Source organism: Stappia sp. MMSF_3263 (genome assembly GCF_030733745.1).
Lineage (GTDB): Bacteria > Pseudomonadota > Alphaproteobacteria > Rhizobiales > Stappiaceae > Stappia.
Genome location: NZ_JASHIK010000002.1, coordinates 58,490 through 83,562 on the forward strand (window position 1 = coordinate 58,490; position 25,073 = coordinate 83,562).

General features: G+C 65.2%; 19 protein-coding genes. 9 read left to right on the forward strand and 10 right to left on the reverse strand.

What is annotated here, in order from left to right; all coding sequences use genetic code 11:
* Positions 1 to 41: 41 nt before the first annotated feature.
* Positions 42 to 2,477 carry an FAD-dependent oxidoreductase gene (locus RBB46_RS03125; protein WP_306027413.1) on the reverse strand — a complete coding sequence of 812 codons (2,436 nt, stop codon included), beginning with the start codon at positions 2,475 to 2,477 and terminating at the stop codon, positions 42 to 44.
* A gap of 103 nt (positions 2,478 to 2,580) precedes the next feature.
* A complete protein-coding gene (locus RBB46_RS03130; RefSeq protein ID WP_306027414.1) occupies positions 2,581 to 4,170 on the reverse strand; it encodes a trimethylamine methyltransferase family protein in 1,590 nt (529 codons plus the stop codon).
* Between the two features lie 522 nt (positions 4,171 to 4,692).
* Here RBB46_RS03130 and RBB46_RS03135 point away from each other — a divergent pair.
* The 4 genes from RBB46_RS03135 to RBB46_RS03150 all read left to right on the forward strand — a co-directional run bounded on the left by RBB46_RS03135 (position 4,693) and on the right by RBB46_RS03150 (position 10,590).
* Positions 4,693 to 6,384: an ABC transporter substrate-binding protein gene (locus tag RBB46_RS03135; RefSeq protein ID WP_306027415.1), complete on the forward strand. Its 1,692-nt coding sequence runs from the start codon at positions 4,693 to 4,695 to the stop codon at positions 6,382 to 6,384.
* Positions 6,385 to 6,509: 125 nt separating this feature from the next.
* Positions 6,510 to 7,460 (forward strand): ABC transporter permease, encoded by a 951-nt coding sequence (locus RBB46_RS03140; protein ID WP_306027416.1) that lies wholly within the window; start codon positions 6,510 to 6,512, stop codon positions 7,458 to 7,460.
* An 18-nt stretch (positions 7,461 to 7,478) separates the two neighbouring features.
* Positions 7,479 to 8,498 (forward strand): ABC transporter permease, encoded by a 1,020-nt coding sequence (locus RBB46_RS03145; protein ID WP_306027417.1) that lies wholly within the window; start codon positions 7,479 to 7,481, stop codon positions 8,496 to 8,498.
* A 13-nt stretch (positions 8,499 to 8,511) separates the two neighbouring features.
* Entirely contained in the window at positions 8,512 to 10,590 is a 2,079-nt protein-coding gene (locus RBB46_RS03150; protein ID WP_306027418.1) for an ABC transporter ATP-binding protein, read from the forward strand.
* 5 nt (positions 10,591 to 10,595) lie between these two features.
* On the opposite strand, the gene RBB46_RS03155 is transcribed toward RBB46_RS03150, so the two are convergent.
* Complete coding sequence (locus RBB46_RS03155) at positions 10,596 to 11,345, reverse strand: DUF1194 domain-containing protein (protein WP_306027419.1); 750 nt, start codon at positions 11,343 to 11,345, stop codon at positions 10,596 to 10,598.
* A 123-nt stretch (positions 11,346 to 11,468) separates the two neighbouring features.
* Here RBB46_RS03155 and RBB46_RS03160 point away from each other — a divergent pair, with 123 nt between their 5' ends.
* Complete coding sequence (locus tag RBB46_RS03160; protein ID WP_306027420.1) at positions 11,469 to 12,740, forward strand: adenylate/guanylate cyclase domain-containing protein; 1,272 nt, start codon at positions 11,469 to 11,471, stop codon at positions 12,738 to 12,740.
* 114 nt (positions 12,741 to 12,854) lie between these two features.
* A complete protein-coding gene (locus tag RBB46_RS03165; RefSeq protein ID WP_306027421.1) occupies positions 12,855 to 13,463 on the forward strand; it encodes a pyridoxamine 5'-phosphate oxidase family protein in 609 nt (202 codons plus the stop codon).
* Between the two features lie 22 nt (positions 13,464 to 13,485).
* On the opposite strand, the gene RBB46_RS03170 is transcribed toward RBB46_RS03165, so the two are convergent.
* Positions 13,486 to 14,481: an SLAC1 anion channel family protein gene (locus tag RBB46_RS03170; protein WP_306027423.1), complete on the reverse strand. Its 996-nt coding sequence runs from the start codon at positions 14,479 to 14,481 to the stop codon at positions 13,486 to 13,488.
* A gap of 192 nt (positions 14,482 to 14,673) precedes the next feature.
* Here RBB46_RS03170 and glmU point away from each other — a divergent pair, with 192 nt between their 5' ends.
* The gene (gene glmU, locus RBB46_RS03175) at positions 14,674 to 16,038 is read left to right on the forward strand and encodes a bifunctional UDP-N-acetylglucosamine diphosphorylase/glucosamine-1-phosphate N-acetyltransferase GlmU (protein WP_306027424.1); all 1,365 of its coding nucleotides are present in this window, start codon (positions 14,674 to 14,676) and stop codon (positions 16,036 to 16,038) included.
* 15 nt (positions 16,039 to 16,053) lie between these two features.
* On the opposite strand, the gene RBB46_RS03180 is transcribed toward glmU, so the two are convergent.
* Together RBB46_RS03180 and galU are read right to left on the reverse strand one after the other, a co-directional pair.
* A complete protein-coding gene (locus RBB46_RS03180; protein ID WP_306027425.1) occupies positions 16,054 to 17,064 on the reverse strand; it encodes an NAD-dependent epimerase in 1,011 nt (336 codons plus the stop codon).
* A gap of 26 nt (positions 17,065 to 17,090) precedes the next feature.
* Positions 17,091 to 17,972: a UTP--glucose-1-phosphate uridylyltransferase GalU gene (gene galU, locus RBB46_RS03185; RefSeq protein ID WP_306027426.1), complete on the reverse strand. Its 882-nt coding sequence runs from the start codon at positions 17,970 to 17,972 to the stop codon at positions 17,091 to 17,093.
* Positions 17,973 to 18,211: 239 nt separating this feature from the next.
* Between galU and kdsA the strand changes: the two genes are divergently transcribed.
* Both kdsA and eno read left to right on the forward strand, forming a co-directional pair.
* A complete protein-coding gene (gene kdsA, locus RBB46_RS03190) occupies positions 18,212 to 19,063 on the forward strand; it encodes a 3-deoxy-8-phosphooctulonate synthase (RefSeq protein ID WP_306027427.1) in 852 nt (283 codons plus the stop codon).
* 154 nt (positions 19,064 to 19,217) lie between these two features.
* Positions 19,218 to 20,492, forward strand: a complete 1,275-nt coding sequence (eno, locus tag RBB46_RS03195; RefSeq protein ID WP_306027428.1) for a phosphopyruvate hydratase — start codon at positions 19,218 to 19,220, stop codon at positions 20,490 to 20,492.
* A gap of 193 nt (positions 20,493 to 20,685) precedes the next feature.
* Here eno and RBB46_RS03200 read toward each other — a convergent pair whose 3' ends face one another.
* The 4 genes from RBB46_RS03200 to RBB46_RS03215 are packed head-to-tail and all read right to left on the reverse strand — an operon-like array spanning position 20,686 to position 25,070.
* Entirely contained in the window at positions 20,686 to 21,438 is a 753-nt protein-coding gene (locus RBB46_RS03200; RefSeq protein ID WP_306027429.1) for a hypothetical protein, read from the reverse strand.
* A gap of 58 nt (positions 21,439 to 21,496) precedes the next feature.
* Positions 21,497 to 22,174, reverse strand: a complete 678-nt coding sequence (locus RBB46_RS03205) for a DsbA family oxidoreductase (RefSeq protein ID WP_306027430.1) — start codon at positions 22,172 to 22,174, stop codon at positions 21,497 to 21,499.
* Between the two features lie 56 nt (positions 22,175 to 22,230).
* Positions 22,231 to 23,451 (reverse strand): hypothetical protein, encoded by a 1,221-nt coding sequence (locus tag RBB46_RS03210; RefSeq protein ID WP_306027432.1) that lies wholly within the window; start codon positions 23,449 to 23,451, stop codon positions 22,231 to 22,233.
* Positions 23,448 to 25,070, reverse strand: a complete 1,623-nt coding sequence (locus RBB46_RS03215) for a class I adenylate-forming enzyme family protein (RefSeq protein ID WP_306027433.1) — start codon at positions 25,068 to 25,070, stop codon at positions 23,448 to 23,450. The genes RBB46_RS03210 and RBB46_RS03215 overlap by 4 nt, the downstream gene beginning before the upstream one ends.
* Positions 25,071 to 25,073 lie beyond the last annotated feature (3 nt).

Genomic DNA, 25,073 nt, shown 5'->3' on the forward strand with positions numbered 1-25,073 from the left:
GACTTTTGACAGATCTTTCTGAAGTCATGCATGAGGAAATTTCACATCCGCATCCGCTTGGCCTCGGGATCGAACAGAGGCTCGGTGATGATGCGTGCCTTGCGCATCTCACCAATGATCTCGATCTCGAAGGCACCCGTTGCGGTGATCGATGCAAGTTCCTTCGGCAGGTAGCCTTGCGCGAGCGAGGCATCGACGAAGTGACCATATCCGCCGGAGGTGATCCAGCCGACCACCTTGCCGTCATGCCAGATCGGCTCGTCGCCGATGACATCGGCGTCCGTTGCTTCGACGACGAAGGAGACACGGCGCAGGGTTCCGCCGCTCTCCTTTTCCCTTGCCGCCGCCTCCCGGCCGATGAAGTCCCCCTTCTTCAGTGAAACGAAGCGGCCGAGATCAGCCTCGTAAGGTCCGTAGATCGGCCGGAATTCGCGGAACCAGGTGCCGAAGTTTTTCTCCAGCCGCAGGCAGAGCAGGGCGCGCATGCCGAAGTCGCGCAGGCCCAGGTCGCCTCCCTCCGCTTGCAGCGCGTCATAGACCCGACGCTCGTAGTGCGGGGCCATCCAGATCTCGTAACCGAGATCGCCTGTATAGCTGATGCGGCTGACATGGCAGGGTGCATTGGCGACAACCATTGCCCGGCTGGCCATGAAGGGGAAGGCATCGTTCGAGACGTCCTCGCCGGTGACGCGCGCCAGAAGGTCCCGGGCCCGGGGACCGGCAATGGACAGGCCTACCCAGCCGAGATTGATCGGCCGGACGGCGACGCTGCCATCCGCCGGCAGGTGCTTCTCGAACCAGCGCATGTGATAGACCTCGGCCTGGCTCGATCCCCACATGAGGAAACGGTCGCTGGCCATCCTGGCGATGGTGAAATCGCCGATCAGCCTGCCATGCTCGTTGAGCATCGGCGTCAGGACCATGCGCCCTTCAGCCGGCATGCGGTTGGTCATCATCCGGTCGAGAAAGGCCTCGGCGCCCGGGCCGATGATCTCGTACTTGGCGAAATTGGCGATCTCTGTGATGCCGACGGCCTCGCGCACTGCACGGCATTCCGCCTTCACATGCTCGAAGTCGTTGGAGCGACGGAAGGAAACGACGTCTTTCGCCTCGATGCCCTCGGGTGCGAACCAGAGCGGTGTTTCCAGCGCCCAACTGTCGCCCATGACGGCGCCGCGGGCCAGCATGCGATCATGGAGCGGGGTGGTCTGGTGCGGGCGGGCCGCTGCGAGTTCCTCGTTGGGGTAGCGGATGCGGAAGCGGCGGGAATAGTTCTCGCGCACCTTGGCGTTGGTGTAGGCGAGCGTCGCCCAGTCGCCATAACGCGAGACGTCCATTCCCCAGATGTCGAACCCGGGATCGCCGTCGACCATCCAGTTGGCCAGCGCCAGGCCGACGCCGCCACCCTGGCTGAAGCCGGCCATGACGGCGCAGGCGCACCAGAAGTTGGTCCGGCCGCGCACCGGGCCGACCAGCGGGTTGCCGTCGGGCGCGAAAGTGAAGGGGCCGTTGATGAACTGCTTGATGCCGGCGCCCTTGAGCGCGGGGAAGTGCTCGAACCCGATTTCCAGCGATGGCGCAATGCGCTCCAGGTCGGGTTCCAGCAGTTCCTGGCCGAAATCCCAAGGGGTCTGGCGCGGGCTCCAGGGCGTCGCGGCGCGCTCATAGGTTCCGAGCAACATGCCGCCGCGCTCCTGGCGCGTGTATATTTCGCCCGAAAAATCAATCGCGTGGACAAGTTCCTTGCCAGTTGCGGCGTTGATCTCGGCGATCTCCGGCATGTCCTCGGTCAAGAGGTAGTGGTGCTCCATCGCCAGAACGGGCAATTCCAGCCCGACCATGCGGCCGACCTCGCGGGCCCACAGGCCGCCGGCATTGACGACATGCTCCGTCTCCACGGTTCCCTGCTCGGTGACGACGAGCCAGGTCCCGTCCGGTTTCTGCGTCAGTTCCAGGACGCGGTTGCGGAGCGAGATTTCCGCGCCCGCCTTGCGCGCGGCCTTGGCATAGGCATGGGTGGTGCCGGAGGGATCGAGATGCCCCTCGATCGGATCCCACATGGCGCCGACGAAATGGCGTTCGTCGATGAGCGGCAGCAGCTCCTTGGCTTCTTTCGCCGAGATGATCTCGGTTTTCATGCCAAGATAGCGACCGCGCGCATGTGCCATTTTCAGCCATTCAAGACGCTCGGGCGTGTCGGCGAGCTGCAAGCCGCCGGTCAGGTGCAGCCCGCAGGACTGGCCGGACATCTCCTCGATCTCCTTGTAGAGCGAGACGGTGTAAGCCTGCAGCTTGGCGACGTTCGGATCTCCGTTCAGGGTGTGGAAGCCGCCGGCCGCATGCCATGTCGATCCGGATGTGAGCTCGGAGCGCTCGATGAGCAGGACATCGGTCCAGCCCCGCTTGGTCAGGTGGTAGAGCACGCTGCATCCCACCACGCCGCCGCCGATCACCACCACACGTACCTGCGATTTCATTCCGTCTCGTCCTTCCGGTTTGCCGGTTCTGAGTTCGTCGGGATGTTCTCCGCCGACAGTGTCGACCGGCGGGACGCCGGCGTCACCCGAAAACGGAGGAGGTTCAAAAGTCCGTCGGCGCGCCGCCTTCCGCCTTGCGCCTTGCAACGAAGCTCGCTAGCTCCTCCGCGATCGCAGGCTCCAGCGGCGGGGCTTCGTATTCTGCCAGAGCGGTCTTGTGGAGATGTTGCGCCTTGTCATAGGCGCTCGGCGAACCGGCCTCCTGCCAGGTCTCGAAGTTGCGCCAGTCAGAGATGATCGGCGGGTAGAAGGCGGTCTTGTAGCGTGACTGGGTGTGGGCGGTTCCGAAGAAGTGACCGCCTGGCCCGACATCGCGGATCGCGTCAACCGCCAGCGCCTCGGTGGAGACATCGAGCGGCTGCAGGAATGCGTCGACCATCTGCAACAGGTCGATGTCGATAATGAACTTCTCGAAACCTGCGGTCAGCCCGCCCTCCAGCCAGCCAGCCGCGTGTTTGACGTAATTGGCCCCGCCCATCAGCGCACCCCAGAGCGAGAACACGGTCTCGTAGGCGGCCTGCGCATCCGGGGAATTGGCGGCACACACGGCCGACGAGCGGTAGGGGATGTTGTAGCGGCGGGCGAGCTGGCCGCCGACGAGCGCTGCCTGCATGTATTCCGGCGTGCCGAAGGCCGGGGCGCCCGACTTCATGTCGACGTTGGAGGTGAAGCCGCCATAGACGACAGGGGCGCCGGGTTTCACGATCTGGGCGAAGGCAAGGCCCGCCAGCGCTTCCGCGTTCTGTTGCACGAGTGCGCCGGCGATCGTCACCGGCGCCATCGCTCCCGCCAGCGTGAAGGGCGTCAGGACGATCGGTTGCCCCCGGCGCGACATCTCGATGATCCCTTGTAGCATCGGCGTGTCGAGGCGCAGCGGCGAAGAAGAATTGATTATCGATATTGTACAGGGTGTTGATGAGAATTCTTCATGTGTCAATCCAAGCGCAATCCGGGCGATTTCCATACCGTCTAGATTGCGCTCGCGGCCGAGCGAGTAGATGTGGAACGCCTTGTCGGTCAGTGTGACGAAGTCGCTGATGCAGTCGAGATGGCGGACGCTTGCATGCAGGTCCACCGGCTCTACCGGATAGCCGCCGTTGAGGTCGATGACGTTGAAGACCTGGCTGAGCCGGACGAAGTCGCGAAAGTCCTCCTGGCTGCCCGGCCTGCGGCCTCGGGTGGCGTCGGCGCAGTTCGGGGCGCTGGCGACACCGCTCCAGATGACGCTGTCGCCGCCAACGCGCAGGTTGTGGGCAGGGTTGCGGGCGTGCAGGGTGAACTCGGCCGGCGCATGCGACAGGGCCTCCAGGACCAGTCCGCGCTCCATGCGGATTCGGTCTCCGGATGCGGGAATTTCGACCCCGGCGGCTGCGAGGATGGCCTTCGCCTCGGGATTGATAAAATCGATGCCGATATTTTCCAGAACGTCGAGCGAGGCATTGTGGATGGATTCAAGCTCGTCCGCCGACACGCAGGCGACCGGTTGAAACGGATTTCTTCTTGCCCGGAACGGCTTCTGCTCGATCGGCGCATCGCTCCCCGCGCCGTCCCGGCGGCCCCTGCGTCCGCGGCGCCTGGCCGGCGTCTCGGCGGTCTCCGACAGGGGAGCGCGAATGTCGTCACTGCTTGCCATGATCGGCGGCTTTCCGGGTTTTGGAAGTCGTCTGTTTCAAGGGTCTTGAATAAAGCAATCCTGTTCTCGAAAATGCCAAGCAAAAAGCCCGAATTTTCGAGTTCCTGCGCGCCTTTATACGCGAGCGTTTCATGGAGCCTAGACTCGCCAACGAGGGAAAGGCGATATCAATTATGCGACCAGCTGTTGTCCGATACCGACATGCCTGTCGGCTGATCAAAAAAATGCTGGCAAGGCTTTGCCAATCCGGTCGGAATGCGTGCTAGGCTTGAACCCTGATGGGTCAGGTTCCGTTCCGGCGGGCCTGTCTCCTGGATCACACCAAGGATCAGCCGAGGGGGAGGGTCTGGATGGGCGGCCGTGAACCGGATGCGTGAGACATGCGAGCCAGCATGTTGTCGGCGCGAAGGTCCCGGCCCGTACCGGTGCCGATTGGCGGCGTGAGCGCGCGATGAAAATGCTCCGCGCGACCGGTTAAACAATATCGACAGACATTCGAACAGACGGAGGGGAGACAGTCCTATGTCGACCAGCGATACATCGAACAAACTGCATCCGAAGGTCGGGGAAGCCCGCGAGCAGATGGATGGCGGCCGGCTGAGCCGGCGCGAGTTCGTCCGCTACGCCGCCTTGCTCGGCGTGGGGGCCGGGGCGGCCTACGCAATGGCCGGCCTGCCGAATCCGGCGATCGCCCAGGACGCGGCGAACCTGCCGTTTCCGGCGGACGATGCCGGCGCGAAGTCGGGCGGCATCCTGAAGGTCGCGATGCAGGTCCAGAAGATCGACGATCCCGCGACATTCTCCTGGACGCAGGCCTCCAACCAGACGCGTCACATGCTCGAATACCTGGCGATGACCGGGCCGGACAACGTGACCCGGCCGATGCTGGCCGAGAGCTGGGAAGCTTCCGACGACCTGAAGACGTGGACATTCCGCCTGCGCAAGGGCGTGAAGTGGCACAATGGCGATGATTTCACCGCCGAGGACGTGAAGTTCAATTTCGAGCGCTGGACCAATCCGGAAATCGGGTCGTCCAATATCGGCCTGTCGTCCGTGTCGGCCATGGTCGAGGAAGTGGACGGCAAGAAGAAGCTGATCGACGGTTCCATCGAGGTGATCGACGATCACACCATCCGCTTCAACCTGACGAAGCCGGTGCTGTCCTTCCCGGAAGACATGTACAACTATCCGACGGCGATCGTGCATCGCGGCTTCGCACCGCCGCTCGACAACGCGCTGATCGGTACGGGTCCGTTCACAATCACCGAGAATGTCGTGGGCGACCGCTGCATCCTGAAGCGGGTGACGGAGGCCGGCGGCCAGCCGTTCGAATATTGGGGCGGCACGGTCTTCCTCGACGAGATCCACTATTACAATTTCGATGCCGACAACCAGCTGACCGCCTTTGCGGGCCAGAGCGTGGATGCCATCTACGACTTCGGTGTCGAGCAGATGGAACTGGCCAAGGCCATCGACGGCAACATCATCGCCGCGCGCACCGCGCAGACGCTGTGCTGCCGGATGCGGGTCGATGCCAAGCCGTTCGATGACGAGCGCGTCCGCAAGGCCGTGGCGATGGCTGTCGACAATGCCGCGATCAAGCCGCTGGTCTATCCGGAGGGGGGCGATATCGGCGAGAACTACCACGTCGCGCCGGTCCATCCCGATTACGAGGCGCTGCCGCCGATCAGCCGCGATGTCGAAGGCGCCAAGGCGCTCCTCGCCGAAGCCGGCCATCCGGACGGCATCACGATCACCATCGATGTCGGCAACACGGACGGCCCCTGGCACCAGACCGTTGCCGAAGCCATGCGCGACCAGCTCCAGGACGCGGGCATCACGTTGAACATCAACGTCATTCCGGCCTCCAAGTACTGGGAAATCTGGACCAAGACGCCGTTCGGCGCCACCGCCTGGACTCATCGTCCGCTTGGCACGATGGTGATGTCGCTTGGCTACCGGTCAGGCGTGCCGTGGAACGAATCCGGCTTTGCCTCGCCGGAGTTCGATGCGGCCCTGGATGCGGCGGAAGCGACCCTCGATGTCGAGGAGCGCAAGGGACTTCTCGCCAAGGCCTCGAAGATCCTGCAGGACGCGGCCGTCGTGGTGATGCCGATCTGGCGCCCGGTCTACTGCATGGCGTCCAAGTCGGTGCACGGCTATCCGGCTCACCCGACCCAGTATCACCAGTTCAACAAGGTCTGGATGGGCTGACACAGTTGCGCCGCGCGGTTTTCCGACACGGAGAACCGCGCGGTTTCCGTTCAGGCTCCTGAGGTCAGGGGAGGGTCGTCGCGCCGCCGCTTTCGCAGGCGCGATGCCGGACACGGTGGGCACACATGCTGAAACTCGTTCTGAGACGCCTGGTTCAGATGGTTCTGATCATGGCCGTCTCGTCACTGTTGCTCTTTGCGATCTTTGACACGCCGGAGTTCAAGAAGCGGCTGGCGGTACAGGAACTGGGCGGGTTCGCGGTCTCCGCGCTCACCGAGGACAGCTACCAGGACTGGCTTGCCGCACGCGGGCTCGACGTCCCGTTCTACCAGCGCTACGCCAACTGGGTCGGCAATATCCTGACCGGCGATTTCGGCTTCTCCTTCGAGAAGAACCGGCCTGTCGCTCCGCTCCTCGCCGATCGGCTGGCGAATACCGGCATCCTCGCATTCTTCGTTTTCGCGCTGATGATTCCGATATCGCTCGTGCTGGGCGTTCTTGCCGGCATGAAGGAAGGGTCGCTCCAGGATCGCTCGATCTCGTTCATCTCGGTCTTCACGACCAGTATTCCGGAGATCGCGAGCGCCATCCTGCTGACCATCGTGTTCGCGCTCGGGCTTGGCTGGCTGCCGGTCAAGTCGGCCATGATCGGCGGGTTCGACTTTCGCGAACTGGTGCTGCCGGTGCTGACGCTGGTGATCTACGATTTCGGCTACGTGGCGCGCATGACGCGCGCTTCCATGGCCGAGGTGATGACCTCGCAATATATCCGCACCGCCATCCTGAAAGGCATTCCCTATCGCCGCGTGGTGATGAAACACGCGCTTCGCAACGCGCTGATCGCGCCGTTCACGCTGATCGTGCTGCAGCTCAACTGGCTGCTGTCGGGCGTTGTCGTGGTCGAGGTATTCTTTGAATATGACGGCTTCGGAAAGCTTTTGCTGGAGGCGGCGCTGTTCCCCGATGTCGAGGTGGTCCAGGCGTGCACCCTGGTTGCCGTTGCCGTTGCCGTCGTGTCGCAGATCATCTCCGACATCGGCTACACCTTCCTGAACCCGCGCATCCGATTTGCCTGAGCCCCGGAGACACACCCCATGGCAGTGACCGATATCCAGGCATCCCAGCCTTTCCTGTCCCGTCTGTTGCGGCCAAGGCCGGTAATCGCGCTGCTGCTGCTGATGTGGTTGCCGCTGATGGCCTATGTCATGTTCGGCAAGACCATTGGCAACAATGCGCAGATGGTGCTCCTGCCGGCGATCCCGGCGACTCTGATCCTCTACATCCTGGGCATTCGCGCGTTCCGCGAAAGCTGGGTCGCGGTGATCGGACTGACGCTGGTGTTCTTCTGGCTGTTGATGGCAGTGAGCGCCCCCTATCTGCCGCTCCTCGACCCGAACAAGCCGATCGCTCCCTTCACCACGCCCTTTACCGAGCGCAAGGACGTCTTCTTCTGGCTCGGCACGGACTTCAAGGGCCGCGACATGCTTTCCCGGATGATATGGGGTTGCCAGCGGGTGCTCGTCTGGGGCGTCACGGCAACTCTGGTCGCCTATGTCGTGGGGGCCTTGTTCGGACTGATCTCGGGATATCTCAGCGGCTGGTGGGACGAGATCATCTCCTTTGCCGCCAACGTGCTCCTGTCCTTCCCGGTGATGGTGCTGTTCATAGTCATCCTGAACTATCTGGGGCCGTCGGGGTTCAACATCGTCGTGGCGGTGACCTTCGCCTCGGCGCCGGCGATCATGCGCATCGTCAGGGGCCTCGCGCTCGACATCAAGACGCGGGACTACGTCTTCGCGGCGCAGACCCGCGGCGAGCATCCGCTCTACATCATGATTTTCGAACTGCTGCCGAACGTGCGCGGGCCGATCATCGTCGATGCCTGCCTGCGGCTCGGCTACACCACGGTGGCGATCACGACCCTGACCTTCCTGGGCCTCGGCCTGCAGCCACCGGACCCCGACTGGGGCCTGATGATCCGCGAAAGCGCCAAGACGGCGATGCTGTGGAAGTTCTCCTACATGCTGCTCGTGCCGGCCCTGTCGGTCTCGAGCCTCATTCTCGGCTTCAACCTGATGGCCGACGGCCTCAGGGAAATGAGCCTGCGTGACTGAGAAAGGGACCGTCATGAGCGACCAGACCCCGGTTCTGGAATGCCGGAACCTTTGCATCTCGTACTACACGCGGGCAGGTGAAATTCCGGCCGTTGTCGATTTCAATCTCAAGCTGATGCCCGGTGAGGCGCATGGGATCGTCGGCGAGAGCGGTTGCGGCAAGTCGACGGTCGCCCTCGCGATCATGCAGTACATGGGCAAGAACGGCGCCATTGTCGGCGGCGAGATCCTGTTCGAGGGGCGCGACATGCGCACCATGAGCGATGAGGAGCTGCGCCGTATCCGCGGTTCGAAGATCGCCATGGTTTATCAGGAACCGATGGCCTCGCTGAACCCCTCGATGCTGATCGGGGCGCAGCTTGCCGAGGTGCCGATCTATCACGACGGCCTGTCCGAGGCGGACGCGCTGCGCCGTGCGGAGGAGATGCTGGCCAAGGTCCGCCTGCCGGATCCCAAGCGTATCCTCAATTCCTACCCGCACCAGATATCCGGCGGTCAGCAGCAGCGCGTGGTCATCGCCATGGCGCTGCTGTCCAATCCCAAGCTCCTCCTGCTCGACGAGCCGACGACGGCGCTCGACGTGACCGTAGAGGCCGGCATCGTCGAGTTGATCAACGAGATCGCCGAGGAATTCGGCACCTCGATGATCTATATCTCGCACAATCTCGGCCTGATCCTGGAGACCTGTGACAGGCTGACGGTGATGTATTCGGGCGAGGCCGTCGAGGTCGGCGATATCCACGACGTCTTCGAGGAAATGCGCCATCCCTATACGCGCGGCCTTTTCGGTTCGATCCCGCTGCCCGGCGCCGACAAGAACGCCCATCCGCTGGTTGCCATTCCCGGCCAGTTGCCCTTGCCGCACGAGCGGCCGGAAGGATGCAATTTCGCACCGCGCTGCACGTTCTTCCGCGACGGGCTGTGCAATGTCGGGGCGTTGAAGATGCATCCGGTTCCCGGCGATGACGATCACAAGGTGCGCTGCGAGCGGTTCCAGGAGATCGACTGGGATCGGGACCTGCCCAAGGGCGAGGCGAAACCGCCGGTTCTGCCCGGCGACACCGTGCTCTCCGTCGAGAACATGACCAAGCACTACATCATCGACGAGGGCGGGCTTTTCGTGTCCGGCGGCGATGCGCGCACGGTGAAGGCCAACGAGAAACTGAGCTTCGAGGCGCGGGAGGCGGAGACAGTCGCCATCGTCGGTGAATCGGGCTGCGGCAAGTCGACCTTCGCCAAGGTGCTGATGGGGCTGGAGGATGCGACCGACGGCAAGGTCATGCTCGGCGATGTCGAGTTGGGAGCCCTGCCTGTCGACAAGCGGGACAAGTCGACCATCGCGAAACTGCAGATGGTCTTCCAGAACCCGTTCGACACGCTCAATCCCTCGCACACGATCGGAGGCCAGATCGGACGGGTGATCCGCAAGTTCGGTGTGGCAAGCGACGAGGCCGAGGTCAACGAGATCGTCATGCGGCTGCTCGACACGGTGAAGCTGCCGCGCGACTTCGCCAAGCGCAAGCCACGCCAGCTTTCGGGCGGGCAGAAGCAGCGCGTCGGCATTGCCCGCGCCTTTGCCGGCAATCCGAAAGTGGTGATCGCCGATGAACCCGTATCGGCGCTCGATGTTTCCGTGCAGGCGGCGGTGACCGAACTGCTGATGGACATCCAGCGCGAGAACCGCACGACCATGCTGTTCATCAGCCACGACCTCTCCGTCGTGCGCTATCTCGCCGACCGGATCGTGGTCATGTATCTCGGACGGATCATGGAGCAGGGGACGACGGAGGAAATCTTTGCGCCGCCCTACCATCCCTATACGGAGGCGCTGCTTGCCGCGGTGCCCATCGCCGACACAAGGGTGGAAAAGAGGCACATCGTGCTGAAGGGGGAAATCCCCTCGCCGTCGAATCCGCCGAAGGGATGCCCGTTCTCCACGCGCTGCCCCTACATGATCCCCGGCACCTGTGATGTCGACCTGCCACCATTGCGCAGCTTCGGCGAAGGGCACGGCATTCTCTGTCACCTGGATCCGGCGGAGCTTTCGAAGATGGAGCCCGTGATCAAGCCGCGCGCTCAGGCGGCGGAATAGATCGGTCAACGTTCGCTTGAGGCTGTGTCCGGTGCAATGGCCGCCAGGGGAGGCCGGTCCTCGATCTCGCGGAGCAGCTTGCGCCGCATGGCCTCCGCGAAATCCTCGTAACGGGCGACGGACATGACGAAACTGCGTGGCCCGACCGCGACATTGTCGCGATACCACTGGGCCAGGCCGAGGTCCTCGTTCTCTATGGCGAGCCCGTTGATGGTGATGCCCCGTCCCAGCGCCATGCCGCGCGCGGTGTCGATCAGTACCACATAGTCGCGCGGCGGCGTTTCCCGGCCGTCTCCCGAAACGTCCACGACCCGCCGGCGGCCGGCGAAGCCGTTGTGGTCGAAATGCCGCATCGCATGCGCGAGGCCGGCACCGATGCCGGTGCCGCCATTGACGCGCCTTGGCCAGGTCTCGACCTCGCCGGCGAAACGCCTGGCCGACGCGGCGTCGGCAACCAGGTGGAAAGGGGACAGGTCCGCGGGGCGCTCCGCCTCCGCCCACACGGCCAGCGCCACGGCGATCCTGCCGACGGGGCCGGCTGCGATCGCCGCATGGACCTCGCCTGAGCGGAAGGCTTCGGCAATTCCGTTCATCTGCAAGGAGAACTCCGCCTCGTCGACGCTTGCCGATGCGTCCACTGCAAGGACGAGTTCGAGATCGACGGTCGTTTCAGCGGCGGCGCCGAGCGGAAACATGGTGATCGCGAGCGAGATCAAACTGGAGGCAATCGCCAGGGATCGCCGTGCCTGCTTCATGGGTTTCCCGCTCCAGCCATTGGCGTTCGGCGCGACCTCGGCGACACCCGGGTCGCGTTCGCTGAGATGGACAGTCCCCGCGCGAGGGCACAGGATCGCACCGACAGAGCAGGAATGCGAGCGATGAACGGACAGGACACTATTCAAAGGACCTATGCCAGCGGTGTCGTACTGCGGCAGAGGTCCTGGCGCGATCCGGGCAAAATGATCGTCCACCGGCAGACGATCGACGACGTTCGGGACTGGTTGCTTGGAGAGGCACTCGCGGTCGGCGACGTGCTTGCCTTCTTCGAGGCATTCTGCTGGCGCATGGCCTCGGCGCTGGTCTCCTTCGACCGCGCCAGCCTGCATGTCGGTACATTGCACCCGCAGATCTACGGCTTCGCCTGGAACTGGGAGAAGGGCGACGGCATCTGCGACGAGATCCAGGTTGGCGAGGGTATCCTGGCAACCGAAGCCTATAGACGCAGTCCGCTCTACGGTGTGATCGAATACGGGCGCGCATTCGAGGAGCGGATCGACGAGGAGACGCAGAAGCGCTACCCGTTGCTGCGCGAGTTGGGTGCTCAGGGCTACAGCCAGTATCTGGCGCTGCCACTCACAGCCGGCGGGCGCCAGCACAATCTCGTATCCCTGTCGACGCGGCAGCCGGGCGGCTTCCGGCCTGCGGAGCTGGAGGCGGTGCGCGGGCTGTTGCGCATCTTCGCATTGCATGTCGAGCGGCATATCGACCGGCGGATCTCGGTGAACCTGCTCGATGCCTATCTGGGCGCGGCAGCTGGCGGGAAGGTCCTCAATGGCAGCATCCGGCGCGGTGTCGGAGAGGAGATTGATGCCGTCATATGGATGTCCGATCTGCGCGGCTTCACCGACCTGTCGTCGCGGTTGTCCGGGTCCGCGATGACCGCCTTGCTGAATGCATATTTCGAGCGCCTTGCATCTGCGGTGATTGCCGAAGGTGGCGATATCCTCAAGTTCATGGGAGATGGCGTGCTTGCCGTCTTCCCGCAGCGCGGCGACGCGGCGCAAGCCGCCTTGCGGGCCGCGGAACGGGCGCTCACCGCCATCGCGGCGCTCAGCGACGATCCTCCGCCCGATCTTGCCACGGTCGACGGATGGGCTCCCTTGCGCAGCGGCATTGCCCTTCACGAGGGCAAGGTGTTCTTCGGCAACGTCGGTTCGACGGAACGTCTCGACTTCACTGTCATCGGGCCGGCGGTGAATGCGGCGAGCCGCATAGAGGCGCTGACCAAGGCGCTTGGCCGCGCCATCCTGGTTTCGGAACCGGTCGCCCGACAGCTCGATGCCCCGCTCGACGACATGGGAATGCATGCCTTGCGCGGTGTCGCCGGCGAAATGCGCCTCTTCAGCCCGCGACCAATGTCGAGGGAGTAGTCCGTCAGGCTCTGAACGGGCTCGTGTTGCGAGCGCCAGGCGACGCTGCTAGCTTGCCGCCCGCCGCCCGGATTCCCGGATGCACGGCCACCCCGACGCGACAGGAGACAGGCGATGATCGTCAGCACGCTGGAGGAGCTCGAACGCCTCTACGGGACGCCGAAGGACGCCTCCACCGTCAAGGAAATCGGCTGGATCTCCGATCACTACGGCGCCTATATCGATGCTTCGCCCTTCGTGTCGCTCGCAACCGTCGGACCGGAAGGGCTTGACTGTTCGCCGCGCGGCGACCGCGGCGCGGTTGTCACCATCCTCGACCGCAAGACGCTGGCGCTTCCCGACCGGCGGGGCAACGACCGCATCGATTCCCTGCGCAACATCGTGCGCGATCCGCGCGTGGCGCTGCTGTTTCTCATTCCCGGTAGCGGCACCACGCTGCGCGTCAACGGTCTCGCCCGGATCAGTACCGATCCGCAATTGCTGGAGGATTTCACGGTCGACGGCCACGCGCCCCGCACTGTCATCCTGGTGAGCGTCGAGAAGATCTACTTCCAGTGCGCCCGCGCCATCGTGCGCTCGCGCCTGTGGGACGCGGACGCCCAGGGGGACCTGTCGCACCTGCCGACGCCGGGCACGATCCTGGCGGCCCTCAGCGAGGACCGCGTCGGCGGAGAGAGCTACGACAGGGAATGGCCGGAGCGGGCGCGCAAGACGCTCTGGTAGCACGCCTTCATTTGGCGCCCGGTCAGCCTTCCGGCCGGCAGATCTCGTCGCGCCGGATGGCCGCCAGTGTCTTGGACACGAGGATTGCGATCACCACCCAAAGCACCGCATAGGCGACATAGGAGAGGCTTCTCTGGAAACCTGCCCCGGTGCGTTCGGCGAAGAGCGCGGAAGCCACGGTGAAGGCCGCGACCGGGAAGGAATAGGCCCACCACGCCATGGAGAAGGGCAGGCGGATCAGCTTGCCGACCTGTGTCAGCGTCACCAGCACGAACATCGTCGCGCAATAGTAGAGCACCCGGGCGAAAGCATCGACCTCGCCGCCGTTCAACTGCAGCCACGCCACGAACCCGACCGATGGCGGCGCCACGAGAATGACGAGGGTGGGAAGCAGGCGCTCTGCGATCGGATTGTGGAAGATCAACCGGTTGAAGACCAGCGTCAGGAAAACGAGCCAGAAGAGCATCCCGACCGAGAAGAAGAACCAGGAGATCTCGGGAAAGCCGAGACGCACACCGGCAAGCGGCACCAGGACGTTGCCGACGGCGGGGATGAACCATGCCGGCGTCAGGTGCGCCTGCTCGAAGGTCCGATGGCTGATCCAGGCCGACACGACGCCAAGGGTGACGGCCAGATGGGCGGCGGTTGCCACCATCCACACCGGACGAATGAGCTGATCGCCAAGCGGCAGCAGGCCGGCGCAGATCAGCAGGACGCCGATCGTGATCGCGGGGAAGAAGGCAATCCGCACCGGATGCTCCCATTCCGCCCGCAAGGCCTTCGGATAGCGCAGAGCCTTGGCGACAAAGAATCCGGCGATTGCGGCGAAGGCCAGTGCGGTCACGGCCATCAGAACGAGGCTGACGCCGGCTGGCACCGCGCCCGCCACCTCCATTCGTCCGGTCGCCAGCGACAGACCGGCAAGGCCCATGACTACGGCGAAGAAGGTGACCGGAAAATGCTTCAGCCGCGGTTCCGCAAGCGTTTTCGATCCGGGGTCGCCCTGTGTCGCTTCCATTTCTGACATTCCCTGCATCGGGCTCTGTTATATGTTTCTAACGTACGAATTTTCGAGAATCGCCCGTCCATACACCCTTGTTCTTGGCACGGACCGGGACAAAAAGGCAGTCCTGTGCGATCAATGGCTTGACGCCGCGCGACCGGCCTTCGAGAACTTGACCTCATCCGATTGCCAACCCTGAGACCCTTCATGCCGCACAACTCCCGCCTCGCCATTGTCCTAGCCGCCGGCCTCGGCACCCGTATGAAATCGGAGCGGCCGAAGGTGATGCATGAGGTTGCGAACCTGTCGCTGGTCGGCCATGTGCTGAAGGCGGTGAGCGGGTCGGGCATCGATCGCATCGCGGTCGTCATCGGCCCCGACATGCTGGAACTCGAGGCCGAGGTGGCTGGCCGGGCGCCAGGCGCGGGCTGCCATGTCCAGGGCGAGCGGCTCGGCACGGCGCACGCGGCGCGGGCGGCCTCTGCCGCCTTCGCCGACACTCCCGACCAGGTCCTGGTGCTGTTCGGCGACACGCCGCTTGTCTCCACGCAGACGCTCTTGCGAGTCTCGGCAAGACTGGAAAGTGGCGCCGATATCGCCGTGCTGGGGTTTCACGCCGCCGATCCGACGGGCTATGGCCGGCTGCTGGCCCGCGACGGGCAGCTTCTTGCCATTCGCGAGGAACGCGACGCCAGCGCGGAGGAGCGCAAGGTCGATTTCTGCAATTCCGGCATCATGGGCTTTCGCGGGGCGCGCTTCGCCGAAATCCTCGGGCAGATCGGCAATGGCAACGCCAAGGGCGAGTATTATCTCACCGACGCCGTCGAGATCGCCAATCGCATGGGCCTGTCCGTGGTGACGGAAACAGCCGAGGAATGGGAAGTGCAGGGCATCAACACGCGCGCCCAGCTGGCCCGCGTCGAGGCCGACTTCCAGACCCGCGCCCGTCTTGCCGCGATGGAAGAGGGGGCAAGTCTCATCGCCCCGGAGACCGTGTTCTTTTCCCATGACACGAGGCTCGGGCGCGATGTCCTGGTCGAGCCCAATGTCGTCTTCGGTCCCGGCGTTGTCGTCGGCGACAAGGTGACCATCCGTGCCTTCTCTCATCTTGAGCAGGCCGCGGTGGAGACAGGCGCGACGCTCGGTCCCTATGCGCGGCTGCGCCCCGGCGCGAAGATCGGCGAGGGCGCGCATGTCGGCAATTTCGTGGAGATCAAGAATGCCAGCATCGAGGCGGGCGCCAAGGTCAATCACCTGACCTATATCGGCGATGCCCGGGTCGGGGCGAAGGCGAATATCGGCGCGGGCACGATCACCTGCAACTATGACGGCTTCCTCAAGCACCACACGGATATCGGCGCGGGCGTCTTCGTCGGGTCGAACTCGACCCTGGTCGCGCCGCTGACGATCGGCGAGGGTGCCTATCTGGCCGCCGGCGGGGTCGTGACCGAGGACGTGCCGGCAAACGCCCTGTCGCTCGGCCGCTCGCGGCAGGTGATCAAGGAAGGGCGCGGCGAGCAGTTGCGCGCCCGTTTCGCCCGGGCCAAGGCGGAGAAGCAGGGCGGCAAGTAGCCGCCCTTCCGGAACTTAAACGCCGTAGAAGCCGCGATACCAGTCGACGAAGGCCTTCACGCCGTCCTCGACGCTGGTCTTCGGCCGGAAACCGGTTTCCTCGACCAGGTCCTCGACATCGGCCCAGGTGGCCAGCACGTCGCCCGGCTGCAGCGGCATGTAGTTGCGGATCGCCTTGACGCCGCAGGCCGCCTCCACCGCATCGACATAGCGCAGCAGCTGCACCGGCTCGGAGTTGCCGATATTGTGGATCCGGTAGGGCGCGCGGCTCGTCGCCGGATCCGGTTCCGCGCCGTTCCAGTCCGGGTTGCCCCTGGCCGGACGCTCCGCAATCCGCACGATGCCCTCGACGATGTCGTCGACATAGGTGAAGTCGCGCAACATCTCGCCATTGTTGTAGATGTCGATCGGACGGCCTTCGAGAATGGCGCTGGTGAACTTGTAGAGCGCCATGTCGGGTCGCGCCCAGGGACCGTAGACGGTGAAGAAGCGCAGTCCCGTCAGCGGGATGCCGAAGAGGTGCGCGTAGCTGTGCGCCATCGCCTCGTTTGCCTTCTTCGTGGCCGCGTAGAGCGAAATCGGATGGTTGCCGCCGCGATGCGGGGAGAGCGGCATCGCCTCGTCGAGACCATAGGCCGATGAGGTCGAGGCGAAGACGACATGATCGACCGGGAAGGCGCGTGCCGCCTCCAGGATCGTCAGGAAGCCGGTGACATTGGCATCCACATAGGCCTGCGGCACTTCCAGCGAATAACGCACCCCAGGCTGCGCGGCCAGATGGATGATCCGTTGCGGGGCGTGCTCCGCCATCAGTGCCATGACGGCGTCGCGATCCTGAAGCGAGATCCGCGCCTCGGTGAAACCGTCGATCCCGTTGAGGATCTTCAGACGGGCCTCCTTCAGCGCCGGGTCGTAATAGGGGCTGACACAGTCGAGCCCGACCACGCGCCAGCCGTCATCGAGAAGGCGTCGGCACAGGTGATAGCCGATGAAGCCGGCCGAGCCGGTAACGAGAATGGTCCGCATGGTTGCCAGTGCCGTGGAGGTCCGTGTCAGGTGTTCAGCATCGCACTAAGCAGCGGACGGAGTTCCGATGCCAGTTCCTCGTCCTCCAGCGCGTAGGCGATGTTGGCGGCCAGGAAGCCGGACTTCGAACCGCAATCGTAGGTCTCGCCCTCGAAGCGCAGGCCGGTGAAGGGCTCCAGCCCCATCAACGCCAGCATCGCGTCGGTCAGCTGGATCTCGCCGCCGGCCCCCGTCTCCTGGTTCTCCAGAAGTTCGAAGATCTTCGGCTGCAGGATGTAGCGGCCGTTGATGAAAAGGTTGGTCGGCGCGGTTCCCGGCGCGGGCTTTTCCACCATGCCGGTGATCGAGAAGGTCTTTGCGCTGACATCCCCGTCGACCTCGACGATGCCGTAGTTGTGAGTATGGTCGTCGGGCACTTCCTCCACCGAGATGACGTTGCCGCCGCGCTCGTTGTAGACCTCGACCATCTGCGACAGGCAGCCCGGCTCGGATTTCATCAGCATGTCGGGCAGCAGGATGGCGAAAGGCTCGTCGCCGATGATGTCGCGGGCGCACCAGATCGCGTGGCCGAGCCCCAGCGGCTCCTGCTGGCGGGTGAAGCTGGTGGTTCCGGGCATCGGCCGAATCGCCTCGAGCAGCTTCAGAGCGCCACCCTTGGAGCGGGAGCGCAGGGTGTCCTCCAGCTCGTAGGCGATGTCGAAATGATCCTCGATGACATGCTTGTTGCGCCCGGTGACGAAGACGACATGCTCGATCCCTGCGGCCCGGGCCTCGTCGACCACGTACTGGATGATCGGCCGGTCGACGATGGTCAGCATTTCCTTGGGCAGGGCTTTCGTGGCGGGCAGGAAACGGGTGCCAAGGCCGGCGACGGGAAGGACAGCCTTGCGGATCTTCTTTTTCTGCATTGAACGCGCTTTCCGGATTGTCTGGCCGTCATTGAAGGCCCGGGATGCGGGAAGGTAGCCTGAAAGGATGACGGAACCAAGTTGGAGTATCCGCTTAATTGGGAAGGCGTTTCCGTTTCGACAACGCGGTTCGGGCGGGGTCGCCGGCACTGGCGGCGCTTGCGCGCAAGCGCCATGCGGACTACTGACGGGCGGTGAAAATCTCGAAGGCCGGGGCGGCAAGGAGACACGATACAGCCATGACGATGACCTGCAATCAGAGCGTGAAGGTCGGCAACGTGACATTTGCCCAGGAGGCGCCGTTCGCGCTGATCGCCGGGCCTTGCCAGATGGAGAGCCGGGCGCATGTGCTGGAATGCGCCGCCGCCGTCAAGGAAATCGCCGACGGGCTCGGTATCGGCGTGGTCTTCAAGGCCTCGTTCGACAAGGCCAACCGCACCTCGATCGCCGCCTCGCGCGGGGTCGGCCTCAACGAGGCGCTGCCGGTCTTCGCCGAAATCCGCGAGACCTACGGCATGCCGGTGCTGACCGACATCCACTCCGCCGACCAGTGCGCGCCGGTCGCCGAAGTCGTCGACGTTTTGCAGATCCCCGCGTTCCTGTGCCGCCAGACCGACCTGCTTGTCGCGGCCGCGAAGACGGGCCGCGTCGTCAACGTCAAGAAGGGCCAGTTCCTTGCCCCCTGGGACATGAAGAACGTTCTCGCCAAGATCGTCGAGACCGGCAATCCCAACGTGCTGCTGACCGAGCGCGGCGCCTCCTTCGGCTACAACACGCTGGTGACCGACATGCGGGCGCTGCCGGTGATGGCCCAGACCGGCGCGCCGGTCGTCTTCGACGCCACCCACTCGGTGCAGCAGCCGGGCGGGCAGGGCGCTTCCTCCGGCGGCGAGCGACACATGGTGGCGGTTCTGGCGCGTGCGGCCGTTGCCGTCGGCGTTGCCGGGCTGTTCATCGAGACCCATCCGGACCCGGACAACACCATTTCCTCCGACGGGCCCAACATGATCGCGCTCAAGGACCTGAAGGACCTGCTTGAGGACCTGATGGCCTTCGACAAGGTCGCCAAGTCGCGCCCGCGCGGCATCTGAACGCGTGCCCGCGCTTCCCCTTTTGCGCCGTCTCGGCTAGAAGCGCGGACGATACGTTCCATCGTCACAGTTTCATCGTAAGCCGTGCCCGCAGGCTGCGCGGCACCGCCAGAACCCGCCATCACAGCCTTTCAGACGTCACAGGGAGACGAGCATGACCGCCATCGTGGACATTACCGGACGCGAGATCCTCGACAGCCGGGGCAACCCGACAGTCGAGGTCGACGTCTATCTCGAGGACGGCGCCTTCGGCCGGGCCGCCGTTCCCTCCGGCGCTTCCACCGGCGCGCATGAGGCGGTGGAGCTGCGCGACGGCGGTGCCCGCTATCTCGGCAAGGGCGTCGAGCAGGCGGTCGATGCCGTCAACGGCGAGCTCTACGAGGCCCTCGGCGGGCTCGACGCGGAAGACCAGATCGCGATCGACGAGGCGATGATCGCGCTCGACGGCACGCCCAACAAGGCGCGCCTTGGCGCCAACGCCATTCTCGGCGTGTCGCTGGCCGTGGCAAAGGCGGCCGCGCAGTCGGCCGGCCTGCCGCTCTATCGCTATGTGGGCGGTGCCGGCGCGCGCCTGCTGCCCGTGCCGATGATGAACATCATCAATGGCGGCGCCCATGCCGACAACCCGATCGACGTGCAGGAATTCATGATCATGCCGGTCGGCGCCGAGACGCTGAAGGATGCCGTGCGCATGGGCTCGGAGGTGTTCCACACGCTCAGGAAGGAGCTGAAGGACGCCGGCCACAACACCAATGTGGGCGACGAGGGCGGCTTTGCCCCCAATATCGGTTCCACCGACGAGGCCATCGGCTTCGTCATGAAGGCGATCGAGAAGGCCGGCTACCGTCCGGGCGAGGACATCTGCCTCGCCCTCGACGCCGCCTCGACGGAGTTCTTCAAGGACGGCAAGTACCATCTCGACGGCGAGGGCAAGGTGCTCGCTCCCGAGGAGATGGCCGCGTATCTGGCCGATTTCGTCGCCCGCTACCCGATCATCTCGATCGAGGACGGCATGGCCGAGGACGACTGGGCCGGCTGGAAGGCGCTGACCGACATGGTCGGTTCCAAGTGCCAGCTGGTCGGCGACGATCTCTTCGTCACCAATTCCACGCGCCTGCGCGAGGGCATTGCCAAGGGCGTCGCCAACTCGATCCTGGTCAAGGTCAACCAGATCGGCACGCTGACCGAGACGCTGGACGCGGTCGGCACGGCGCACAAGGCCGCCTACACCGCCGTGATGTCGCACCGCTCGGGCGAGACGGAAGACGCGACCATCGCCGATCTCGCCGTTGCCACCAATTGCGGGCAGATCAAGACCGGCTCGCTGTCGCGCTCCGACAGGCTGGCCAAATACAACCAGCTCATCCGCATCGAGGAAGAGCTCGGCACTCAGGCCCGCTACGCCGGGCGGAGTGTGTTGCGGGGGTGAGGGTCTGAGTGTAGGGCGCACGCCCTGCATCACCTGTCACTGGCCGACTGAAACACGAAGCCGCCGGAGCGATCCGGCGGCTTTTGTTCAGGTAAGACGACAGCCGGTTACAGGCGGATTGGAGCTGTGTGCTTGATCGCGACGGTGAGGGTGTCGGTTTGTCCGTGGCGGCGGTTATTAAGTAAGGCGCGGCCTAATTCTTCCTGCCCGAGGCTGACGGCGGGTCGCCGCGTTTGATCGTCAGATGGATACCTTCCTCGGGGTGCAGGATCAGGAGCGTCTCGAGGCGGCACCAGGTGCCGCCGAAGCAGGGCGCGGCCCATTCGCTGAGGAGATCGTAACGCTCCGCCACTGCGAACCCGTCCTCGGGTCGGGACACGCGCACAGCCTTGAGCTGGAAGGAAAGCCAGGGATCGAAGATGACGGCCGTGCCGGTCATGATCTTCCCGACGCCCTCGGCATAGTCCCAGGCACGCTTCCAGGCGATGCGGCACGTGCCGTTCGGCGCGGTATCGCTGGGTAGTCCGAGCTCCACATAGGGATGTCCGCCGGCGAAATCCTTCTCCTCGTCCCCGGTCCTCGACAGGACCATCGTTCGGGAAACTGCACCGGTTTCAAAGCCAAGGGCATGTAGCCCCGACGAGACGACTTGGTAGCCCTCGGGAAGAAGCCGTTCGTCAAGGCCCTGCGTCACGGGCTGGGCGAGGCAAGCGGTGCGAAACATGTCGAACACGTTCAATATGCCCCGGAGGTCGGAAAAGTTCTTTTGGGAGAACGCGATGCGCTGCGGTTCGGCCGAAACGGGCTGCCCGGCTGCCAGCGACAAACCCAGCGCAAGGCAGGAAAGCTGCAGCGCCCGGGAAAAACGTTGACTTGACGCGAATACCATCGTGATCGCCCTCAGGTTATCGCCTCGCCATCGAAACAATAACACGAAAGCCCTCAACCCGAACCTGCGCCCCTAGGCATTGCGCGGGGCGCGAGGACGACGAGGCGTCAGGCGCTCACCCCGCCTTCGTCTCATAGGCGTGCTTGATCGCGGCAGCGATGGTTTCCGGCTTTTCCGCGCCCATCACCATGAAGCGCTCGTCGATGATGAAGCAGGGGACGCCCGTGACGCCGATGGCATGGGCCTTGTCGAGGTCCTTGCGGATCTTCTCGAAGTCGGAATCCGTCGGCAGCAATTCGGCGACGAGGTCCGACATCATGCCGACATCGGCGGCGGCTCCCACCAGAACCTGCGGGTCGGTCAGGTCCGCGCCCTCGACGAAGTAGAGCTGGAACAGCCGCTCGGCCATCTCGCTCTGCACCCCGTCGGCGCGCGACCACAGGATCAACCGGTGGCAGTCGAGCGTGTTGGGCGACTTCTTGATCCGCTCGAAGGCGAAGGGAATGCCTTCCTGCGCGCCGGCGGCGACAATCGGCGCGTAGACGGCTTCGGCCCGCTCAGCACCGCCGAATTTCTCGTTCAGGTAGGCCTGGCGATCCTTGCCTTCGCGCGGCAGTGTCTCGTCGAGCTGATAGGGGAGCCAGCGCAGCACGACGGGAATGTCGGGGACGCTCGCCAGCGCCTTTTCCAGCCTGCGCTTGCCGATATAGCACCACGGGCACATCACGTCGGAAATGACGTCGATCTGCATCGGCTGCGGGCCGGTTTCGGCATCGCTGGTTTCGGCATCCATGAGGGCGTCCTTTGCGGCTGGCCTGCCTGCCCCTCGAAGCCGTGTCCGGGGAGGCGTCAGGCGAAACTTGTGCTGGCGACGATGGCCGCAATGCGGCGCTCGATGCGCTCGAGCGCCTGCCGGTTGCGGACCAGCGCGACGTCGCCGATTTCGGCCACCCTAGCAACAAAATCCTCGTCGCGCGATGCGGCGAGCGCAGCGGAACGCACAGGATTTCCGATCGCGGCGGCAAAAGGATCGTCATTGGCGGCGACGATCGGCGGCCTTGCCGTATCGATCTCCTCGAGCCGCAGCAGGTGCGGTTCGTCACCGCGCAGGGCAAGACATCGCCGCAGCGCAGTCAGATAGCGCTCGAACGCCTCGCGCGGCAGGGCGGCGCGGGCCCGCGGCCCGCTTCCCCGGTAGCGCGACAGGCAGGTACCGGCCAGGTGCCGGCGCGCGCCGATGCGCAGCAGCAGGCGGCAGCGGGCGCCAAGGTCGTCATCGGACGCTGTCGGGGCAACAACATCACTGGCGCCGGCCTCCAGCAGGGCGGCGGTGGCGGGTTGCCCGTTTGCAAGCGCCATCACCGGCAGGGCGATGTGGCGCGGGTCACGGCGCAGGGCGGCGACAAGCTCCAGCGCGCGCGCCTCGGGAAGGTCCGCCACCAGCATGCGGAACGGGTGTTCGCCAAGCCGGGCAAGGGCCGCGTCCGGGGTCAGGCAGCCGACAAGCTCGATGGCGGACAGGCCGCCGGCGAGCGCTGCGGCGACGCGGCTGCCATTGCCGGCGACAAGAACCGGAATGCGGTTGTGCCGCTCCGCATCGTCTTCCGGCAGGCGCGGCATTGCATCCGGGGCAAAGGGATCGCGGCCGAAGACGGCGCGGCGCAGCCGGGCCTCCTCCATGCGCAGCGACTGGCGCACGGCCTCCGCGATGCGCTCCTGCAGGATCGCAGGGGGACAGGCCTGCGGCACGATGGCCTCGACGCCGCGCGGGTGTGCTCCGGCCGGCAGCCGGTCGCCGGCGATGACAAGGGGCAGGGCGATGCCTGCGGCGCGCGCCCGGTCCCGCAGGCTCGCGATGACAGGCGACAACCTGTCCTCATCGGGCCCGGGGGCGCCGATCCAAAGAATTGCGTCTGGCAGCGGCGCGGCACCATCGCTGCCGGCCGGGAGGACAAAGGCGCCCGGCATTGCCGCGACGAGGGTCTGCGCCCGCGCCTCGGCGCCGCGATGTCCGGCATGGCCGAGGAGAATGCGAGGCCCGGCTTCGGTATCCGTCGCCGTATCGCTCACGCCACTTGTGCCCGGCTCGTGCCGGCGCGCGCGGCGAGTGCCGCGCGGTCGACCTTGCCGGTCTCGCTGCGCGGCAGGCGGGCGACGGGCATCACCCGGTGCGGAATTTCGGCAAGGCCGGCATGTTCCGCCTCCAGATAGGCGAAGAAACCCTCGACATCGAAGAGCAGGCCCTTTTGCGGCACCAGCGCCGCATAAAGACGGGCGCCGAGGAGATCGTCCTCGGCGACGAAGGCGGCCGCTTCCAGGATGCCGGGATAGGCGGCATAGAGCGCATCGAGCGAGGGCAGGGAGCCAACGCCGGGCGCGCTCTGGCCGGGAATGCCAAATGCGGTGATGCCGCTCTCGTTCTGGCGGAGCGGCAGCAGCGTGTCGACGAAACCGGCCTTGTCGGTCGGCACGCGCACCTTGCAGGCCGGCCAGGCGGCGTCTGGGACCATCGCGCCGCGTACCTTCAGCGTGTTGGGCACGGATTCGGTGTCGATGGCGATTTCCAGCAGCGCCGGTCCCTTCGGCGCGGTGGAGGGGGAGCCGATGCGTCCGGCGGAGAAGGGGCGGGGCAGGGCGCTTCCCTCGCGCCGTCTTGCCACCATGGCGAATTCGTCGGCGACATGAAGGTCGACCATGTCGCGGTTGGTCTGGTGGGGCGCGGCCGCGGGCGAATGCGCATGCCAGACGGGCACGATGCGGCATTCGGCCGTGTCGATGCGCCGTTCCAGCGCCGGGGCGAGCGAGCCCGGGCACAGCACCATGTCGGCCCCGACCGCATCGGCATGGGCGGCGAGCCGGCGCAGCGAGGCCGGATGGTGCAGATGCAACGTACCGCCGGAAAGCAGCCAGGGGACGAGACCGGCACCAAGGCCGGCCATGCCCGTCAGGGCGTAGGGCTGGACGAAGACCGGCGCTTGCGGCAACGACAGTTCCAGGTACGGCATCAGGCCGGCGGCGATCCACTGGTTGTGGCTGCGGGCGATGGGCAGCGGCTCGCCGCTGGTCGAGCGGGTCCAGGTCAGCGTCGCCACGTGATCGGCGGCATTCGGGTCGCGCCGGATCGGTGCCGGCTCCATGTCGTCGGGCAGGTCGGCGAGGATCTTCTCGAGCTCCATCAACCCGTCCTCGACCTCGTGCCCAAGACCGAAGACGAAGCGCAGCGCGAAAAGTTCAGCGGCCGTGTCGCGTGCCTCGATGCCGATGGAGCGTCCGCCGAAGCTTTCCCCTGCGATCAGCGCCTTGGCGCCGGCGCGCGTCAGCGCCTCGATGACGTTCTTCTGGCGCCAGTGCAGCGGCAGCGGGGCGATGACAAGGCCGGCGCGCAGGGCCGCCAGCAAGGAGATCACCGCATCCACCGTGTTGGCGCTCTGCAGGCCGACGACATTGTCTTGCTTGAGGCCGACGGCAGCAAAGAAGGCGGCGAGCCGGGTGATCTCGCGGTCGGCCTCGGCATAGGTCAGCCGGCGCGGCGCGCCGCGCAGTCCGCCACAGGTCTCGTCCGCATCGGCGAGAGCCAGACGGTCGGGGTGGGCGGCTGCCGTCTTGCGGAACAGGGCATCCAGCGTGACCTGCCCCCAAAGGCCGGTCTGGCGGTGCATCTCGATAGTCTTCAGCGGCGTCAGGATCATCGC

Coding starts and splice junctions, on each gene's coding strand:
- RBB46_RS03170 (WP_306027423.1), bottom strand. CDS start 14,481: ATGGAAGCGACACAGGGCGACCCCGGATCGAAAACGCTTGCGGAACCG.
- RBB46_RS03140 (WP_306027416.1), top strand. CDS start 6,510: ATGCTGAAACTCGTTCTGAGACGCCTGGTTCAGATGGTTCTGATCATG.
- RBB46_RS03155 (WP_306027419.1), bottom strand. CDS start 11,345: ATGAAGCAGGCACGGCGATCCCTGGCGATTGCCTCCAGTTTGATCTCG.
- galU (WP_306027426.1), bottom strand. CDS start 17,972: ATGCAGAAAAAGAAGATCCGCAAGGCTGTCCTTCCCGTCGCCGGCCTT.
- eno (WP_306027428.1), top strand. CDS start 19,218: ATGACCGCCATCGTGGACATTACCGGACGCGAGATCCTCGACAGCCGG.
- RBB46_RS03125 (WP_306027413.1), bottom strand. CDS start 2,477: ATGAAATCGCAGGTACGTGTGGTGGTGATCGGCGGCGGCGTGGTGGGA.
- RBB46_RS03145 (WP_306027417.1), top strand. CDS start 7,479: ATGGCAGTGACCGATATCCAGGCATCCCAGCCTTTCCTGTCCCGTCTG.
- kdsA (WP_306027427.1), top strand. CDS start 18,212: ATGACGATGACCTGCAATCAGAGCGTGAAGGTCGGCAACGTGACATTT.
- glmU (WP_306027424.1), top strand. CDS start 14,674: ATGCCGCACAACTCCCGCCTCGCCATTGTCCTAGCCGCCGGCCTCGGC.
- RBB46_RS03160 (WP_306027420.1), top strand. CDS start 11,469: ATGAACGGACAGGACACTATTCAAAGGACCTATGCCAGCGGTGTCGTA.
- RBB46_RS03165 (WP_306027421.1), top strand. CDS start 12,855: ATGATCGTCAGCACGCTGGAGGAGCTCGAACGCCTCTACGGGACGCCG.
- RBB46_RS03135 (WP_306027415.1), top strand. CDS start 4,693: ATGTCGACCAGCGATACATCGAACAAACTGCATCCGAAGGTCGGGGAA.
- RBB46_RS03215 (WP_306027433.1), bottom strand. CDS start 25,070: ATGATCCTGACGCCGCTGAAGACTATCGAGATGCACCGCCAGACCGGC.
- RBB46_RS03130 (WP_306027414.1), bottom strand. CDS start 4,170: ATGGCAAGCAGTGACGACATTCGCGCTCCCCTGTCGGAGACCGCCGAG.
- RBB46_RS03180 (WP_306027425.1), bottom strand. CDS start 17,064: ATGCGGACCATTCTCGTTACCGGCTCGGCCGGCTTCATCGGCTATCAC.
- RBB46_RS03205 (WP_306027430.1), bottom strand. CDS start 22,174: ATGGATGCCGAAACCAGCGATGCCGAAACCGGCCCGCAGCCGATGCAG.
- RBB46_RS03150 (WP_306027418.1), top strand. CDS start 8,512: ATGAGCGACCAGACCCCGGTTCTGGAATGCCGGAACCTTTGCATCTCG.